The following is a 12,964-nucleotide window of genomic DNA, read 5'->3' as shown; positions in this document are numbered from 1 at the left end:
TCCTTACACTAGCGGCAAACTATATTGGGAAAACACAGGTCATGACAAGTCCACGCTACGATTGGAGTCGAGACGAAGCGCTCGCACTATTCCAACTGCCGTTTATGGATCTGCTGCATCAAGCACAGACTGTGCATCGCACACACTTCAACCCCAATGAAGTCCAAGTCAGTACATTGTTGTCGATTAAGACCGGCGCTTGCCCCGAAGATTGCAAATACTGTCCACAAAGCGGGCATTACAATACCGGTCTGGCTAAAGAACGTTTGATTGAAATCGAGGCGGTCATAGCGCAAGCGCAAGCGGCGAAAGACGCGGGCGCAACCCGCTTCTGCATGGGCGCGGCGTGGCGCTCACCAACGGCGAAAGACATGCCAGTGGTAACGGAAATGGTGCGTCAGGTTAAATCCATGGGGCTTGAGACCTGCATGACGTTGGGTATGCTCGACGATGAGCAAGCGGTTACCTTGGCAGACGCCGGGTTGGACTATTACAACCACAACCTCGACACATCCCCGGAGTACTACGGCGAAATCATCTCTACCCGTACCTTCAGTGACCGATTGAATACCATAGCCAACGTGCGCAGTGCCGGTATGAAGGTGTGCTCTGGCGGCATCTTAGGTATGGGTGAGTCACTGGCGGATCGAGCCAGTATGCTGGTGCAATTGGCTAATATGAACCCGCAGCCGGAAAGTGTTCCCATCAATCAGTTGGTCAAGGTTGCAGGCACGCCTTTGGATGACGCGGCCGATGTCGATCCTTTTGATTTTATACGGATGATTGCGGTGGCGCGCATCATGATGCCACACAGCCATGTAAGGCTGTCGGCCGGACGCGAAAATATGAACGACCAGCAACAGGCACTGGCGTTTATGGCCGGTGCTAACTCCATCTTCTATGGCGACAAGCTGTTGACCACCAAAAACCCGGAAGCTGCACGCGACATGGCACTGCTGGTCCGCTTAGGTATGCAGCCTGAAGGCGGCGTGATGCCGACGGCGGGCGAAGGGATTCCTGATAGCTGTCCACGTATCCGTAGCTCATCTGCGGATACAGCGTCTGGTTTGAAGACGGACAGTCCATCGACGGCCCGTGTCGACAGCGCACTGTTTTATGATGCGGCACGTGGATGAACTGGGCTGGTCGCTGGCAGCAAGCTATTGCCGATGCAGAAGCAACGGGGTTATATCGCCAGCGTCGCTTATTGAAGTCGGCGCAAAACGTGCAACAAGAGATAGACGGTAAATCCGTCTTATCTTTCAGCAGCAACGACTACCTGGGCCTAGCTGCCGATCCACGACTGGCGCTTGCTGGCGAGCAGGCGATACAACGCTATGGGGTAGGCGCGGGTGCTTCACATCTGGTCAATGGTCATCATCGGCTGCATCATGAGCTGGAAGAGGCGTTGGCTGACTTTCTGGGGCGTGAGGCTGTGTTGCTGTTCAGTAGTGGCTATATGGCCAATCTGGGCACGCTGCAGGCGCTTGGGCCGCTGGTGCAACGAATCTATCATGACCGCTTGAATCACGCCTCTTTGCTGGATGGCGGGCGCCTAACGGGACTACCGTTTCGACGCTACCCCCATGGCAATCTCGCGACGCTCGAACGCTGGCTGGGGCAGTACACCGAGCACTCGCTGGTGGTCACCGACGGGGTGTTCAGCATGGACGGCGATAGCGCCCCGTTAAACGAGCTCACGGCGCTGGCCCGCACTCATAACAGCTTGTTGGTGGTTGACGACGCGCATGGCATTGGGGTGTTAGGCGAGGGCGGACGTGGTGTTACGGCGGCATTTGATAGCACGGAAGTCCCGGTATTGGTGGGCACCTTGAGTAAGGCCTTTGGCTGCTATGGTGCCTTCGTCGCGGGGGACCGCAGCCTGATTGATTATCTTATTCAGTATGCTCGCACCTATCGCTACACAACTGCCTTGCCGCCTTCCATCGCCGCCTCGGCATTAGCCGCTCTTGATGTCATACGGCAAGAACCTGAGCGTCGCGTCCATCTACAACGTTTGATTGAGCGCTTCCGCCACGGTTTACAGGCTTTGGGATGGCCGCTGGGTGCCAGTGACTCTCCGATCCAGCCAGTCATCATGGGCTCCACTGAGCGCGCGATAGACGCCGCCGAACAGCTCTTGCAACAAGGTATTTTAGTCGTACCCATTCGGCCACCAACCGTTCCAGTTGGCAGTGCTCGCCTGCGCATTACGCTGACCGCACAGCATTCTATGGCTGATGTTGATCGGCTGCTCAGTGCTCTAGGGCCGTTCCTCACCGAGTCAGTGCGGGTTACTGAGGACCAGCACGAATGATTTGTTACTTGCTCAATGGTTGGTGCTGTCCACCCGCGCTCCTGACGCCGCTGCAGCAAGCCTTGGAGGCGGAGGGGGTAGTGGTCGTTCGAGTACCGGACGTAACGCTCGAGGCATGGCAAGACCATGCAGCGTGGCAGGCATGGGTGTCGCAATGGTATCAGCCAGGCGGCTGTTTGGTGGGGTGGTCGCATGGCGGCACCCTAGCCTGGCAGATTGCCCATCAACGTGCCGATGCCAAGGCGTTATTGACCTTGGCAACCGCGCCACGCTTTGTCAGCCCGAACAACACCGAGGGCATGGACGCCGCCACCTTTGCCCAGTTCTACGCCTTAGCGGAAGAACAGCCTGCTCAATGCCTGAAACGATTTCAAACCCTTATGATGCAGGGCGACAGTGCACAGAAGTCGTTGCGCCAACAGTTGAAGCGCGCTTATGCCGAGCGGCAGGACATCAGCACGACCGAGCACGCGGCATTGCGCCATTTGGCCACGACGAACCTCGCCGAGTACCCCTTACCAAGCCCTTGTCAGCGTGCGCATTGGTTTGGCGGTAGCGATGCGCTCATCCCTGCACAGGTGGCTACACAGCTGCCCCGCAGTCGTGTGTTCGACGGCGTAGGGCACTGCCTGCCATTGCGGTTTGTTTCAGATATCGTTCAGCAAGTAAGAGTGTGGTCGGCTTTATGACGGCTTTAGCAGCATTTTCTCACCGGCAAGCATCTGATTGCAGTGTCACGCCTGTCGTACCGGCGCCACGGGTCGCACAGACGTTCTCGCGTGCTGCCGAGTGCTATGATCAGTTTGCGCTCTTTCAGCGGCCCAGTGCACGACAGCTGGTTACCTTGGTGCCACACGCGGCCACAGGACCTTGGTTGGATCTCGGCTGTGGGACTGCGGACGTGTGGTCTGACCTGATCGGGCACGCGCCGCAGGCCACTTGGCTGGGGCTGGACCTCGCCGCTGGCATGGTTCGCACTGCCCAACAGCGCCATCCAGTGCATGGCTTCGTACAGGGCGATGCCTGCCAGTTACCGCTGTTATCAGAGTCCTTGCAAGGCGTGTACAGCAACCTCATGGCGCAATGGCTGTGCCCTGACGATTTCTTGCGCGAACAATACCGGGTGTTGCAGCCGGGTGGGACACTGGTGTTCTCAACCTTGCTTGAGCACAGCCTGTACGAGCTGCAACGGGCTTATCTGCAGGTGGGCGATAGCGCGCCGGTAAACCCACAGCGTACAGCGCATGCCTATCATTCTGCGATACAAGCCAGTGGATTCGAGTTTGTACACTGGCAGGATATACCTCTAACACAAGAGTTTCCTGATCTACGGGCCGTATTTCATAGCCTAAAAGGCACCGGCGCCGTTGCCAGCGCGCAAGGCCGACAACGTGGCCTATTAGGACGGCAGTGGTGGCACCACATGCAACAGGCTTACCCTAAAACGGCCGAGGGTAAGTACCCACTGACCTTTAATGTCGGCTATGCTCAACTGAGAAAACCTCGATGATGCAGCGTTATTTTATCACCGGTACCGATACCGATGTCGGCAAGACATACATTACCGTAAGGTTGTTGGAGGCTGGGGCAGCCATGGGGTTACAGGTGCAGGGGCTTAAGCCAATCGCTGCGGGTGCTTCGCATCAAGAGCAAGGGCATTGGGTCAACGACGATGCCAGTGCGTTGTTGATGGCCAGCAATACCGGGCTGCCGTTGTCGGTACTTAACCCAATTGCCTTGCCGCTGGCGGCGTCACCGCATCTGGCGGCAGCGCAAGCCGGTGCCAGTATTACGGTTGAAGACACCTTGGCCCGTTTGCAGCCTGCGTTAGAACAGCCAGCTGGCTTAACCTTGGTTGAAGGTGCTGGTGGTTGGCTGGTACCCATTAACGTGCACCAGACCATGGCCGACATTGCTATCGCGCTTGGCTATCCAGTGATCCTGGTCGTTGGTATGCGCCTTGGTTGTCTGAATCATGCCTTACTGACCTTACAAGCCATACGGCAGTCGGGACTTTCCTGTGCTGGATGGGTGGCTAATACAATGGCTCAGCCCATGGCCGAATTGGTGGACAATATCCTGAGCTTGCAAAAACGTATCGACGCGCCATTGCTCGGCATTATGCCAAGCGATGGCGATCATCGTGCCTTGGTAGTCGGCTTGCAGCAGCTCATAGTTGTTTGATTATTGATCAACTTGCTGTTTGGTGCTATTATTTTAGCAAGACCTATATGACTAGGGGAAAGCCATGTTAAGTTCAGCCATCACCAGTGGTGTGCAGGGCATACAGACCAATATGCGGCAGCTTAATCAAGCTGGCAGCGATGTTGCGCGGCTGAATATACGCACCCCAGAGCAGCCTGCCGGCCCGGCGGATGTCAACTTGGAGCGTTCCATGGTGACGCAGGTGGAAGCTAAACACTTGGTTAAGGCCAACGCTAGGACGATTGAAGTGGCGTCTTCCAATATAGGGACTCTGATCGACCTTAAGGTCTAAGAGGGTCAAAACATGTCCACGATGACTGGAATGTTCCCTAATGCCATTACCACGGCCTACTCACTGGAGCGGCCGCAAGTCCCCTCAACTCTGCAAAATGAAGACAGCGAACTCTTTCCTGCCGTAAAAGAACTTGAACCCATTGTGGGTGGTCAAAATCGTCGTGAACTGAACCCGGAAGAACGTCTGATGGGTAAAAGCGAGCGCGATCGACTGCCACAGCGCAATGGTGAGACAGAGGAAGCAAACTCGCAGGCAGCGATGAGCGAGCAACAGCTGCGGGCGGCCAAACGCCGCGGCGAACTGGATGCCCAACAACGCTCGAAGCTGGCAGAAATTGAGCGCTTGTCGAAGCGTGATCGCGAAGTGCGTCAACATGAGCAAGCCCATCAAGCGGTGGGTGGGCAATATACCGGAGCGGTCACCTATCAGTTTGTGCAGGGGCCTGACGGTCGGCGTTATGCAGTTGCTGGCGAGGTCAGTGTCGATCTTTCGCCAGCCGCAGATCCAGAAGAAACCATCCAAAAGATGGAACAAATCAAGCGCGCGGCGTTGGCGCCGAGCGACCCTTCCGGACAGGATCGCCGTATTGCGGCGGAAGCCAACGCCATCATTGCGCAGGCACGCGCCGAGGCACTGAAAATGCGCCTCGAAGAAGGCGATCAAGCGTCTGAAAAACGCCGTGGATTACGCGATGACTTACAGCTTTCCAGCGAAGAGCGGCGCGCTAAACTGGCAGAATTACGCGAAGCAGAAAAAGAAGCAAAAGAATCGCGCCAAAGGGTGGACGACGACAGCAAACCCGTGAATACTGAAGTCTTGGTTCAGCTGTCTCGAACACAACAAGCCATCTCTGAACTGCTGCGCAATCAAAGCATTCAGACCGCCAGAGACGAGCTGGGGAAACTCATTAACGCCCAGATCTGACTATGTCCCATACCGCAATTGCCTTTATTGAAGAAAGCCTCAACGCGTCGCCTAATTTACACAGCTTCACCACCGCCGGTGGCCAGTTTCAATGGTTAGCCCAGGGTGTGCTGCGCATTGAACCCCTGCAACCCAGCCACCTGCCTGCCGCCATCATCACCGTAGCGGTTCACGGCAACGAAACCGTACCCATTCGCTTGGTAGATCAGTGGCTCACCGAGATGGTGCAGCAACAATACGAGATTCAGCGCCCGTTGTTGGTCATATTAGCCAACCCTGCGTCGGTGATCATTGGTGAGCGTTTTGTTGAACACAACATGAATCGGTTGTTCTCGCCCAAATCGGCTGCCGATAACGCCCCGGAGTGCCGTCGTGCCGTTGAACTGATGGCGCACGTGCAACGGTTCATCGAAACACATCCGGACGGCATGCACTTCGACATGCACTCCACCATCAAGGGATCGGACCAAGATCGCTTTGCCATCATCCCCGACGCCTGCCAAGGCCGTAACCTGAACAACCTGCTGGGTTGGTTCAAACATTTCGCGGTCGACGCATGGGTGCAGAACGTCTCGCCCGCCGCCACCTTCTCCAGTTTTACCGCCAATCTAGGCTATCAAGCAGCGACGCTTGAGCTGGGTCAGGTGCGCGCCTTGGATGAGCCTATTGATCGCTTTCTGCCGTTACTCAAGGAGCTGGAGCGTTTAGCGAAGGGCCCCAGTGCGCCCTGTGGACATCAGCCGGTGGCTTATAAGGTGGTGCGTGAAATATTGCGTCCAGCTGGTAACTTCGAAGTGTGCTTGCAGAACTTCGTGAACTTTCGGTCATTGCCTATGGGTACAGTGATCGCGAAGGGTGATGTCGAAGAGTGGCTGGTGGAGCAGGAGGGCGATGCATTGCTGTTTCTGAACGCCACGGTGCCGGTTGGGCATCGAGTGGCCTTGATTATTCGGCCTCAGCACTAGTCAGTAACGGTCAGGAAAAACGAAAACGGGCAGCTAGAAAGCTGCCCGTTTTGCTTTGTGGCGGGTAAAGCAGCAGTTAAAGCTGGAAGTCGTAAATCGAGCCTACACCGAGAATACGGGTCAACTCATCCAGTGCCGTGCGTGACTCATTGAGCAACGCTGGGTCAGCCAAGTCTTTCTGAGCCAACTCATCACGGTAATGCTTTTCTACCCACTGCGTCAGGTCTTCAAACAACGGTGGAGTAATAATGCAGTTGGATACCGCTTTGATTTCCTCTTCATTCAGTGTCACACGCAAACGCAGACAAGCAGGACCGCCGCCATTACGCATACTCTGTTTCAGATCCATCACCACCACCTTATTGATGGGGTTGCTGGCGTCGTGCACCAACTGGTCTAGCAGGTTGCGTACCGTCGCTGAATCTTCGCATTCCTTAGGAACGATCAACGCCATGTCGTCGTCACCCAAGGAAATCAGTTGGCTATTGAACAGGTAGCTGGTGACGGCTTCTTCAACGCTCAACTGATCGTTAGTGATGCACACCGGAATCAGGTCAGCGCCCACCAACTTCTCATCTATTTCACGCAGTACATCAGCGGTGTTTAAGAAGGCTTCTTCGTGGTAGAACAATACATTGCGGTTACCCACGGCAATGACGTCATTGTGGAAGACGCCTTTGTCGATCACTGCCGGGTTCTGCTGCGCAAACACCACTTGCTTGTCGGTCAAACCGTGCAGGCGAGCAATGGCTTCGCAAGACTCCAGAGTCTGACGCGCGGGGTACTTCATCGGACGCGGCGCTTCAGAATTGAGAGCTACCTGACCGTAGACATACAGCTCAACCGCCGGGCTGTTGTAGTCTGCACACAGGCGTGTGTGGTTCGCAGCACCTTCGTCACCAAAATGCGGGCAACTCGGTACGGCATCGTGTACCGCGAAGTGCTTCTCATCAGAGAAAATCGCCCGCAATGCGCGGCCTGTGCCGGGGTGTTCGATAGAACGATGGAACTTGGCATTCAGGTTAGCGGGCGTGAAGTGCACTTTGCGATCCGGTGTGTCAGCACTGCTGGAAACCGTAGCGGCGTTCGCCGTCCACATGGCCGACGCCGAGCTGACAGCAGACAGCACAACCGGTGCGTCCTTCGCCACACGCGCCAATACTTGTTCGTCCGTACCGCTGAAACCCAGAGCGCGTAACGTCGGCATGTGCGGGCGCTCATGCGGCGGCAACAAACCCTGTACCAAACCCATTTCCGTCAGTGTGCGCATCTTCGTCAGGCCTTGCAGGGCCGCCGTTTTAGGCTTGGCCACCAAGTTCTGGTGACGCTCTGACGCGACGTTGCCGTAAGACAAACCAGCGTAGTTGTGAGTCGGTCCGACGAGACCATCAAAATTTACTTCAAAGGCTTTCATAGTGTCATTCCTGGTGGCAGGTTGTCGGGCAGGGTAATGGTGTCCTGCTCCAGTGAAGCTACAGGGTAGGCGCAGTAATCCGCCGCGTAATAAGCACTTGGGCGGTAGTTGCCGCTCAAGCCTACACCGCCAAACGGCATGGCAGAGCTGGCACCGGTAATAGGCTGGTTCCAGTTGACGATGCCGGCACGAATGTCTTCTAAGAACTCAGCGTATTCAGCTGCATCGTGGCTCAACAAGCCCGCCGACAAGCCGTAGCGTGTGTCGTTAGCCAATTCAATGGCTTCGGCAAAGGTATCGTAGCGGCGCACAGTCAGTAATGGGCCAAAGAACTCTTCGTCTTCTACGGTGACGCCGGTCAGATCAATAATGGCCGGTGACAACAAGGCTTTGTGGCCATCAATCTGTTCCATGCGCAGCAGCGAGCGTCCGCCGGCAGCCAGCCAGTTCTCTTGTGCGGCCATCAATTTGTCGCCCGTCGCAGCGTTGATGACGGAGCCCATAAATGGCGCTGGCTCTGTTTGGTCGTAGCGTCCGGCGACCAGTGCCGCAGAAGCTTTAACAAAGGCGTCGAGGAACTCGTCGCCTTTCGGGCCCTTGGGCACCATCATGCGGCGTGCACAGGTGCAGCGCTGACCAGCGCTGATAAAGGCCGACTGCAAAGCGGCCCATACGGCGGCTTGGGTATCGAACTCTTTACCGATGATCAATGGGTTGTTACCACCCATCTCTAACGCCAAAATCTTGTGCGGCTGACTGCGAATGGCCGACTGAATGGCTAAACCGGTCATTGCTGAGCCGGTGAACAGAATGCCGTTTACCTCAGGGTGTTGCGCCAAGGCTTCGCCTGTTGTGCGCGCGCCCTGTACCAGGTTGATCACGCCTTCTGGCAACCCAGCGTCAAGCCAGCACTTTAGTGTGATTTCAGCGGCTTTCGGAGACTGCTCGGATGGCTTAAACACCACGGTATTACCAGCGATAATGGCTGGAATAATGTGCCCGTTCGGCAAGTGGCCAGGAAAGTTGTAAGGGCCAAATACCGCCATTACACCGTGCGGGCGGTGACGCAAAATGCGCTGGCCACCGGGCAGTTCGGTGGCGTGTTCACCGGTGCGCTCGTGATACGCGTTGATCGACAAGTCGACCTTGCCCATCATTGCGGCGATTTCCGTACGCGACTCCCACAATGGTTTTCCGGTCTCGCTGCCAATGGTGCTGGCCAGCAATTCTTTATGGGTTTCCAGCTGCGCTTTGAAGCGCTGCAGCAGCGCAATGCGCTCGTCTAACGGCGTCCGCTTCCAGCTTTTAAAGGCTGTTTTAGCGGCTTTAACGGCCGCGTCAACGTCGGCTGCGTTGGCTTCTTGTCCAGCCCAGATCACTTCATCGGTGATCGGATTGCGCGAATCAAAAGATTGTCCAGAGCCAGCAACCCACTGGCCGTCTATTAGGTGTACGTTAGCCATCTTGCGGCTCCTCAGGTTTAATGCTCATTACCCGAATCGGGTCGCCCGCGCTGATACGGAGAATCTCCGCCTGCTCTGGGGTGAGCTCAAGGTTAGGGCCATCACGATAGATGTGTGTCGCGGTGATGGCGCGGAATTCAGAAAAGCGCTCGTTGCTAATCATCCACTGGGGACGAATGGCACTGTCTTTTTCTTTGTGTTCGACAATGCGCGCATGTAAGCGCTCACTGCGCTGTACGCCGCCGATGCGCTGCAATTCGCATTCGACAGCCGGGCCAGCATCGAAGATATCGACGTAACCGTTTTTGCGGAAACCTTCGGCTTCCAGCATGGCCAGAGCAGGCTCAGTGTGCGGGTGCACAGCGCTGATAGCGTTTTGCGCATCGGCGGGTAGCATGGGCACATAGATTGGGAATTTCGGCATCAACTCAGCGATGAATACCTTGTCACCCGACCCGGTCAGGAAGTCAGCGTCGCTGAATTCCATGTTAAAGAAACGGTGCCCCAGGCCATCCCAAAATGGTGAGTTGCCGTCAGCGTCTGAATAACCACGCATCTCGGCGATCACCCGACTGCTGAACAGTTCAGGAAATGAGGCCAAAAACAAATACCGCGACTTCGACAACACCGAGCCATTGCGGTTACGGCGATAGGGCTCACGCAAATACAGTGAACCCAGTTCGGTCGCACCGGTCAGGTCGTTGCTTAGGAACAACGTGGGCGTGCGACGGTATAGGCCTAAAGCCTTCGACGCCTGAATCACTTCGCCGAGGCGATAGTTGTACCACACCTCATCGCGACCAATGCGAGCTTCAATGCCGCACAGGCCAACCGGTGGGCCATCGGGTGTTTCTTGAATAACAAAAATATAGTGCGATTCTTCCGGCGTCAGGCGCTGTTGAAAAGACGCCACGGCGCGGGCCAGTTTGCGCTTCATTAGGTCCGGGTTGTCTGGCAGGCTGGTTACACCAATACCTGACTCTCGCGCCATGGAGATCAGCGAGTCGAGATCGGATTCAGCAATTGGACGGATAATGGTCATGCTGCAGCCTCCAAGGGAAGGGCCAGGCTGGGGGTGTTCGCCGCCAGAGTCAGTTCACCGGCACAGTGCAGCACATCATCAATCATCTCGCCCTGCACCAGCACACATTGAAAATCAGCGCCTTCACCCTGGCTTACCAGCCAAGGGGTTGGTGCTGCGGGGGTGCCTGCTTGCACCGCCTGAACGGGGCGAATGGCCTGCATAGAGGTTAAATCATCCAATACACCACGGAAGGTTGGGCCCGCATCAAAGGGGTCAACAAACCGTGTCTTGCTCAGCCCTTCGTGCGCCAGCCAGTTGATGGTGCGTTGGGCACCTGGATGCGCTTCGCCGATGGCTTCTTGCACGGCCTCGGGCAGCAAGGTGGTGTAAATCGGATAGGGCGGCAAAAGCTCCGCAATCACGGTCTTGCCGTGTAACGAACACTGATGATCGGCGGTGATGAAGTCCAAGCCGAAAAACAGCTGGCCGACACTTTTCCAGAACAAGCTTTGCCCGGCGCCATCCCAAATACCCTGGATTTCACAGATCAACTCGTCAGCAAAGGCGTGACGATGTGCTGCCATGTACAGCAGGCGCGACCGTGACAGCAAATCGAAGGCTGCAGTACCGCGCAAGGCGGCCGTCAACGAGAAAGAACACAGGCTGGTTTGCCCGGTCAACTCATGCGACAGGTACAGCACCGACTGGCGCTGATTGATGCTGAGATGACGTGAGGCATGCACCAGCTCGTCAATACGATAGCTGTAGAAGGGCTCATCAGCACCGGCGTACGGCTGAATGCCGCTGATGCCGAGCAGGTGTCCGTCGTCATCGTGCAGGCCAAACAGCAATGTTGCCATGCTATCCAGTCCGGCAAAGCCTTGTTGCGCGGTGGAAATACGCTCGGCCAGTTGGTCACGTACCGGAGGTAGCGTGCTCAACCGCAGCGGATTGGCATGTAAGAGTGCTTCCAGCGCCGGGAGGTCCCGCGCATCGATGGGTTTGACCTGCCACATTGACATTACTCCCTTAGGCCGCCAGTACTTTGGCGATGGCGCGCTCGAGGCCGACCATAGCCGCATCGATGTCGGCTTCTGGAATCACCAAAGACGGTGCCATACGCAAAACGTTAGGACCGGCGACCAGAATCATCACGCCTTCTTCCAGCGCCGCGTTGACGAAGTCTTTGGCCTTACCGTGCCAAGCTTCGGTCAGTTCAGCACCGATCAAGAGACCTTGACCACGCACTTCTGTGAAGATGTTGTGCTTGGCGTTGATTTCCTCCAGGTGGTTCTTCAGGCGTGTGTGGCGGCTTTCAACACCAGCCAATACTTCTGGGCGGCTCACGATGTCCAGTACCTTGCCCGCAACGGCACAGGCGAGTGGGTTACCACCGTACGTCGAACCGTGCGTGCCCACGACCAAGCATTTCGCTGCTTCAGCGGTGGCCAACATAGCGCCCACTGGGAAACCGCCACCCAAAGATTTCGCGGTGGTCAGTACATCAGGGGTTACGCCGTAGGTCATGTACGAATACAGCTTGCCAGAGCGGCCGACACCGGTTTGTACTTCGTCGAAAATCAACAAGGCATCGTGCTTGTCACACAGACGACGAGCTGCTTCCAAGTAAGCCTTGTCCGCTGGGCGTACGCCGCCTTCACCCTGCACGGGTTCCAGCATTACAGCACAGGTCTTGTCGCTGATGGCAGCTTCCAACGCAGCGATGTCGTTGTAGGCAATGTGCGTGATGCCACCAGGAGCCGGACGGAAACCTTCGGTGTACTTTTCCTGGCCGCCTACGGTCACGGTAAACAGCGTACGACCGTGGAACGAACCGCGGGTAGAGATGATTTCATGCTTCTCTTCGCCGACTTTATCCCAACCGTAACGGCGGGCCAGTTTCAGCGCAGCTTCGTTAGCTTCAGCGCCTGAGTTAGCGAAGAACACACGGTCAGCGAACGTCAGGTCACACAACTGCTTGGCCAGATTCAGTGCTGGCTCGTTGGTGTACACGTTAGACAGGTGCCACAGCTTGTCGGCTTGCTCTTTGAGCGCAGCGACCAGCTCGGGGTGGCAGTGACCCAGCGAGTTAACGGCGATGCCGCCAGCGAGGTCAATGTATTCACGGCCTTCCTGATCCCACAGACGAGAGCCTTCACCTTTAACGGGGATGACGCTCACAGGAGAGTAGTTAGGAACCATTACTTGGTCGAACAAAGCGCGATTAGGATGTAAGTCAGTCATAATATTAAAACCTTCTTTTTGTTGCACAGCAGTGTATCCCTCTCTGTGGGAACGTGCGTTTGCAATTGCGACATGGATTTGTGGAAATGCGCCCCCACGGACATTAAGTGAGG

Annotated in this window: 13 protein-coding genes; 8 read left to right on the top strand and 5 right to left on the bottom strand. The window is 56.2% G+C overall.

The features are described from left to right. The first annotated feature begins 41 nt into the window (after window positions 1-41). The 8 genes from bioB (at window position 42) to NFC81_RS13655 (ending at window position 6,706) form a co-directional block, all read left to right on the top strand. Window positions 42-1,136: a biotin synthase BioB gene (gene bioB, locus NFC81_RS13690; protein ID WP_370529870.1), complete on the top strand. Its 1,095-nt coding sequence runs from the start codon at window positions 42-44 to the stop codon at window positions 1,134-1,136. Beyond that, entirely contained in the window at window positions 1,133-2,317 is a 1,185-nt protein-coding gene (bioF, locus tag NFC81_RS13685) for an 8-amino-7-oxononanoate synthase (RefSeq protein WP_304995042.1), read from the top strand. The genes bioB and bioF overlap by 4 nt, the downstream gene beginning before the upstream one ends. Beyond that, on the top strand, window positions 2,314-3,006 hold the full coding sequence (locus NFC81_RS13680) for an alpha/beta fold hydrolase (protein WP_304995041.1): 693 nt from the start codon (window positions 2,314-2,316) through the stop codon (window positions 3,004-3,006). Before bioF ends, NFC81_RS13680 begins: the two co-directional genes overlap by 4 nt. Beyond that, complete coding sequence (locus tag NFC81_RS13675; RefSeq protein ID WP_304995040.1) at window positions 3,003-3,827, top strand: methyltransferase domain-containing protein; 825 nt, start codon at window positions 3,003-3,005, stop codon at window positions 3,825-3,827. Before NFC81_RS13680 ends, NFC81_RS13675 begins: the two co-directional genes overlap by 4 nt. Further along, a complete protein-coding gene (bioD, locus tag NFC81_RS13670) occupies window positions 3,824-4,501 on the top strand; it encodes a dethiobiotin synthase (RefSeq protein ID WP_304995039.1) in 678 nt (225 codons plus the stop codon). Before NFC81_RS13675 ends, bioD begins: the two co-directional genes overlap by 4 nt. Before the next feature lie 64 nt (window positions 4,502-4,565). Continuing rightward, the gene (locus tag NFC81_RS13665) at window positions 4,566-4,814 is read left to right on the top strand and encodes a hypothetical protein (RefSeq protein WP_304995038.1); all 249 of its coding nucleotides are present in this window, start codon (window positions 4,566-4,568) and stop codon (window positions 4,812-4,814) included. Between the two features lie 12 nt (window positions 4,815-4,826). Then, the gene (locus NFC81_RS13660) at window positions 4,827-5,741 is read left to right on the top strand and encodes a putative metalloprotease CJM1_0395 family protein (protein ID WP_304995037.1); all 915 of its coding nucleotides are present in this window, start codon (window positions 4,827-4,829) and stop codon (window positions 5,739-5,741) included. Window positions 5,742-5,743: 2 nt separating this feature from the next. Continuing rightward, window positions 5,744-6,706, top strand: coding sequence for a succinylglutamate desuccinylase (locus NFC81_RS13655; RefSeq protein WP_304995036.1), 963 nt, complete (start codon window positions 5,744-5,746; stop codon window positions 6,704-6,706). A gap of 76 nt (window positions 6,707-6,782) precedes the next feature. Here NFC81_RS13655 and astB read toward each other — a convergent pair whose 3' ends face one another. The 5 genes from astB to NFC81_RS13630 are packed head-to-tail and all read right to left on the bottom strand — an operon-like array spanning window position 6,783 to window position 12,851. Beyond that, entirely contained in the window at window positions 6,783-8,120 is a 1,338-nt protein-coding gene (gene astB, locus NFC81_RS13650) for an N-succinylarginine dihydrolase (protein ID WP_304995035.1), read from the bottom strand. Next, complete coding sequence (gene astD / locus NFC81_RS13645; protein WP_304995034.1) at window positions 8,117-9,583, bottom strand: succinylglutamate-semialdehyde dehydrogenase; 1,467 nt, start codon at window positions 9,581-9,583, stop codon at window positions 8,117-8,119. Before astD ends, astB begins: the two co-directional genes overlap by 4 nt. After that, window positions 9,576-10,625 carry an arginine N-succinyltransferase gene (gene astA, locus NFC81_RS13640; RefSeq protein WP_304995033.1) on the bottom strand — a complete coding sequence of 350 codons (1,050 nt, stop codon included), beginning with the start codon at window positions 10,623-10,625 and terminating at the stop codon, window positions 9,576-9,578. Before astA ends, astD begins: the two co-directional genes overlap by 8 nt. Next, window positions 10,622-11,623 (bottom strand): arginine N-succinyltransferase, encoded by a 1,002-nt coding sequence (locus NFC81_RS13635; RefSeq protein WP_304995032.1) that lies wholly within the window; start codon window positions 11,621-11,623, stop codon window positions 10,622-10,624. The genes astA and NFC81_RS13635 overlap by 4 nt, the downstream gene beginning before the upstream one ends. Window positions 11,624-11,636: 13 nt before the next feature. Continuing rightward, a complete protein-coding gene (locus NFC81_RS13630; RefSeq protein ID WP_304995031.1) occupies window positions 11,637-12,851 on the bottom strand; it encodes an aspartate aminotransferase family protein in 1,215 nt (404 codons plus the stop codon). Window positions 12,852-12,964: the final 113 nt, after the last annotated feature.

This window comes from Salinispirillum sp. LH 10-3-1, from assembly GCF_030643825.1.
Taxonomy (GTDB): domain Bacteria; phylum Pseudomonadota; class Gammaproteobacteria; order Pseudomonadales; family Natronospirillaceae; genus Salinispirillum.
This window is presented reverse-complemented; position numbering and strand designations above follow the sequence as displayed.

Bases quoted from the DNA above. Each gene is read 5' to 3' on its own strand.
- bioB (WP_370529870.1), top strand. From the start codon at position 42: ATGACAAGTCCACGCTACGATTGGAGTCGAGACGAAGCGCTCGCACTA.
- bioF (WP_304995042.1), top strand. From the start codon at position 1,133: ATGAACTGGGCTGGTCGCTGGCAGCAAGCTATTGCCGATGCAGAAGCA.
- NFC81_RS13680 (WP_304995041.1), top strand. From the start codon at position 2,314: ATGATTTGTTACTTGCTCAATGGTTGGTGCTGTCCACCCGCGCTCCTG.
- NFC81_RS13675 (WP_304995040.1), top strand. From the start codon at position 3,003: ATGACGGCTTTAGCAGCATTTTCTCACCGGCAAGCATCTGATTGCAGT.
- bioD (WP_304995039.1), top strand. From the start codon at position 3,824: ATGATGCAGCGTTATTTTATCACCGGTACCGATACCGATGTCGGCAAG.
- NFC81_RS13665 (WP_304995038.1), top strand. From the start codon at position 4,566: ATGTTAAGTTCAGCCATCACCAGTGGTGTGCAGGGCATACAGACCAAT.
- NFC81_RS13660 (WP_304995037.1), top strand. From the start codon at position 4,827: ATGTCCACGATGACTGGAATGTTCCCTAATGCCATTACCACGGCCTAC.
- NFC81_RS13655 (WP_304995036.1), top strand. From the start codon at position 5,744: ATGTCCCATACCGCAATTGCCTTTATTGAAGAAAGCCTCAACGCGTCG.
- astB (WP_304995035.1), bottom strand. From the start codon at position 8,120: ATGAAAGCCTTTGAAGTAAATTTTGATGGTCTCGTCGGACCGACTCAC.
- astD (WP_304995034.1), bottom strand. From the start codon at position 9,583: ATGGCTAACGTACACCTAATAGACGGCCAGTGGGTTGCTGGCTCTGGA.
- astA (WP_304995033.1), bottom strand. From the start codon at position 10,625: ATGACCATTATCCGTCCAATTGCTGAATCCGATCTCGACTCGCTGATC.
- NFC81_RS13635 (WP_304995032.1), bottom strand. From the start codon at position 11,623: ATGTGGCAGGTCAAACCCATCGATGCGCGGGACCTCCCGGCGCTGGAA.
- NFC81_RS13630 (WP_304995031.1), bottom strand. From the start codon at position 12,851: ATGACTGACTTACATCCTAATCGCGCTTTGTTCGACCAAGTAATGGTT.